Origin of the sequence: Maribacter sp. (assembly GCF_039968975.1) — a bacterium.
GTDB lineage: Bacteria > Bacteroidota > Bacteroidia > Flavobacteriales > Flavobacteriaceae > Maribacter.
Window position 1 is genome coordinate 1 of record NZ_JBDVOT010000006.1, and the last position, 3803, is coordinate 3803.

A 3803-nucleotide genomic window follows, 5' to 3' on the forward strand; every position below is an offset into this window, starting at 1 on the left:
TGCTAATTGCTAATTGCTAATTGCTAATTGCTAATTGCTAATTGCTAATTGCTAATTGCTAATTGCTAATTGCTAATTGCTAATTGCTAATTGCTAATTGCTAATTGCTAATTGCTAACAAAACCTCACCCTATATTGTTGTATTTTTGTACCCTACAAAAACTGATAAATTATGAGTACAACAAATCATATTAGCACAAAGTGGTTGGGCAACATGTCCTTTGAAAGTAATAACCCATCTGGGCATTCATTGAGAATAGATATCGCCAAAGAAGACGGTGGTGATGGTAGCGGATTTAGACCAAAAGCTTTAATGCTTTCATCATTGGCTGGTTGTTCAGGTTTAGACGTAGCGGCAATGTTCAAGAAGATGAAGTTAGAGGTAGATGAGTTTCACATTGAAACAATCGCAAACCTAACAGATGAGCATCCAAAGTTTTATGATAAAGTAGTTATTGAATACCATTTTCATGGTGAAAATTTAGCCGAGAAAAAACTACAAAGAGCAGTAGACCTATCCATCGAAAAATATTGTGGGGTAATGGAAATGTTCAGACAATTCGCTGAGTTAGAGATTAAGACTGTTTTTCATAAAAAGTAAACAAATAAGTGCAAGTTCAAGTTCAAAAATCAAGTTCAAATAAAAATTATGCCGGATAAAAAGTTTGACCTTGAAGATAGATTGGTGGATTTTGCAGCTAACATTGTACTTTTTTGTAAAGACTTACCATCTGATATGACCGGTCAGTATTATGGTAATCAACTACTAAGATCAGCAGGGAGTTCTGTGCTTAATTTTGGTGAAGCGCAAGGAACAAATACCGTTAAGGATTATATCAATAAAGCTTCTATATCTTTAAAAGAATTGAAGGAGTCTAGGGTCAATCTTAAGATATTGACTAAAGTAGAATACGGAGATTCATCTAAAAGAGTTGAAATACTAGATGAATTAGAACAATTAATAAGAATTATAGCAACAATCATTAAAAATAAAAAGTAACCAAAATTCAAATTTTAAAGGAGGTTTAAAGATTCTATTTAAGGGTTTTTGAACTTGAATTTGATTTTTGAACTTCCACTTGAACTTGTTTTTTGAATTTTGAATTTGAAGAACAGCCAACTGTTACTGAGAACTGATACTGAGAACTGCCAACTGAACACTGACTAGAATGCGCTGGACAATTAAACCGAAACCGAAACAAGAAGATATTGATACTTTAGCAAGTGCTTTAAAGGTCGATGATTTGGTGGCGCAGCTTTTATTACAAAGAGGTATTTCTACGTATGATGAGGCGAAGGACTTTTTTCGTCCGCAGTTAGAAGATTTGCACGATCCTTTTTTAATGAAGGACATGGATATTGCGGTGAACAGGATTGAAGAAGCCGTTGCTAATGGTGAGAATATTTTAGTGTATGGCGATTATGATGTAGATGGTACAACAGCCGTTGCTTTAATGTCATCGTATCTGTTGAGTTATTATCCTAACGTAGCCACATATATCCCGGATCGATATGATGAGGGCTACGGCGTTTCTTATAAAGGAATCGATTTTGCGGAGGACAACGGATTTACATTGATCATTGCATTGGACTGTGGCGTAAAAGCCATAGACAAAGTTGCCTATGCAAAAGAGAAAGAAATAGATTTTATCATTTGCGACCACCACAGACCTGGTACTAAATTACCAAGTGCAATCGCTGTTTTAGATGCAAAACGTGAAGATTGTTCATATCCGTATGATGAATTATGTGGTTGTGGGGTCGGTTTTAAATTGATTCAAGCACTTGGTTCACGAAGAGGAGAAACTATTGATGATGTTATTTATTACCTTGATTTAGTGGCAACTGCAATTGGGGCAGATATTGTGCCGATAACCGGAGAGAATCGGATATTGGCTTTTTATGGCCTGCAGGTTATCAATCAGCAACCTAGAATCGGGTTTAAAGCCATTATTGATCAGATTAATAAAAAAGAGCTCACCATTACCGATGTAGTATTCATTATTGCACCTAGAATTAATGCTGCCGGCAGAATGAAACATGGTCAATATGCGGTTAATCTTTTGACCGAAACCAATATGGATCAAGCAATTCAATTTGCTTCTGAAATTGAAAAATTCAATACAGATAGAAGAGGGCTGGATCAAGAAATTACGATAGAGGCACTAGGGCAAATTCAAGAAAACCAGGAGGAAGAAGGTTTCACATCCGTAGTGTATAAAGATTCATGGCATAAAGGGGTGATAGGTATTGTGGCATCAAGATTAACGGAAACGTATTATAGACCCACCCTAGTTTTTACCAAAAGTGGCGATAAGTTGGCGGCATCTGCAAGATCGGTTAGAGGCTTTGATGTGTATAATGCGCTAGAAGGTTGTGCTGACTATATTGAACAATTTGGAGGGCATAAGTATGCTGCTGGTTTAACCTTGTTAGAAGAACAGTATAACAACTTTAAGCATCAGTTTGAGAAAGTGGTTAAAGAAACCATAGATCCCCAAATGTTGATACCGGAGATAACTATAGATACGGTTATTGAGTTGAAAGATATTACCCCTAAGTTGATGCGTATACTTAAACAATTTGCTCCATTTGGTCCCGGCAATATGTCTCCTATATTTATGGCAGAAGATTTACAGGATACTGGGTATGCAAAGGGCGTTGGTAAGGAAGAAGCACATTTAAAAATATCAGCGGTACAACAAGGCAGTCATAAAATTGATGGTATTGGTTTTAATATGGGTGACAAATTACCATTGGTAACAGGTAGAAAGCCCTTTAACGCCGTTTTTTCTATAGATGAAAATGAATGGCAAGGAAATGTAAGCCTTCAATTAAAACTAAAAGACATTAAATGAGAATAGAGCATATTGCTATTTGGGTAACTGATTTAGAAGCAATGCGAACGTTCTATGAAATGTATTTTAATGCAGTAGCAGGAGATAAATACCATAACCCAACGAAAGAATTTACATCTTACTTCTTAAGTTTTACAGATGGAGCTCGTTTAGAAATCATGCATAAACCAAGTATACAAGTAGCCAAGAATAATGCTATACATACTGGTTTCATTCATTTTGCCATATCAGTGGGCTCAAAAGAACAAGTAAATATTTTGACAGAAAAGTTGAGGGAAGACGGATTCACAATTGCCGGTGAGCCTAGAACTACGGGCGATGGCTACTACGAAAGTGTTGTTCTAGACCCAGAAGGAAATCAAATAGAAATCACCATTTAACAATACTATTTATATTAGTTCTAAATAAGATGCATATATTTATACTAAATATGTAGATTCTTATGAATGATATCAACCCCATTTATCAAAATGATTTCGGAATAGCCTTTAAATGGAAAAAGGATAAACCTAGTCAGAACAATAAAGTACAAGTTATTTTTAGAGATATTGGACTTTTACTTACGTTAAGTGAACTAAGACATTTCTCTAAATGCATAGCAGATACCGTTAAAAGTGGAAAGAGTAATATATGTGGCGATTGTAAAACAAAAGATACGTGCAGATCTTTATTACTGAATACCCCTGCGCATCAAATTACATTTGCAGTTAGTTACCAAGAAGCCATTGAGGTCAGAGATTTAATAAACGGTACTTTATTTAAGCTAGAATTAGATTCTTTTTTCGGTGAGTTAGGTATTGGATAATTACGAACACCGGTATAATTTTAAAGGAGATTAATAAAGTATTCTGTATAAGTCCTGTTATTTATTAAATATCTTTGGACTCTATTTAGCGATAGCACTATGAGCGTTAATGACCCCTATGCTGCCTTAAGATTTAAGGA

5 protein-coding genes are annotated in these 3803 nt (G+C 35.2%); all 5 read left to right on the top strand.

The window, feature by feature from the left end:
• Positions 1 to 172 precede the first annotated feature (172 nt).
• The 5 genes from ABJI11_RS00230 to ABJI11_RS00250 all read left to right on the top strand — a co-directional run bounded on the left by ABJI11_RS00230 (position 173) and on the right by ABJI11_RS00250 (position 3663).
• Positions 173 to 601, top strand: coding sequence for an OsmC family protein (locus tag ABJI11_RS00230; protein ID WP_348348421.1), 429 nt, complete (start codon positions 173 to 175; stop codon positions 599 to 601).
• Between the two features lie 48 nt (positions 602 to 649).
• Positions 650 to 1000, top strand: coding sequence for a four helix bundle protein (locus tag ABJI11_RS00235; RefSeq protein WP_348348422.1), 351 nt, complete (start codon positions 650 to 652; stop codon positions 998 to 1000).
• A gap of 169 nt (positions 1001 to 1169) precedes the next feature.
• Positions 1170 to 2858: a single-stranded-DNA-specific exonuclease RecJ gene (gene recJ / locus ABJI11_RS00240; RefSeq protein WP_348348423.1), complete on the top strand. Its 1689-nt coding sequence runs from the start codon at positions 1170 to 1172 to the stop codon at positions 2856 to 2858.
• Positions 2855 to 3238 (top strand): VOC family protein, encoded by a 384-nt coding sequence (locus tag ABJI11_RS00245; protein ID WP_348348425.1) that lies wholly within the window; start codon positions 2855 to 2857, stop codon positions 3236 to 3238. The genes recJ and ABJI11_RS00245 overlap by 4 nt, the downstream gene beginning before the upstream one ends.
• A 62-nt stretch (positions 3239 to 3300) precedes the next feature.
• On the top strand, positions 3301 to 3663 hold the full coding sequence (locus ABJI11_RS00250) for a hypothetical protein (protein WP_348348427.1): 363 nt from the start codon (positions 3301 to 3303) through the stop codon (positions 3661 to 3663).
• The last annotated feature ends 140 nt before the right edge of the window (positions 3664 to 3803 follow it).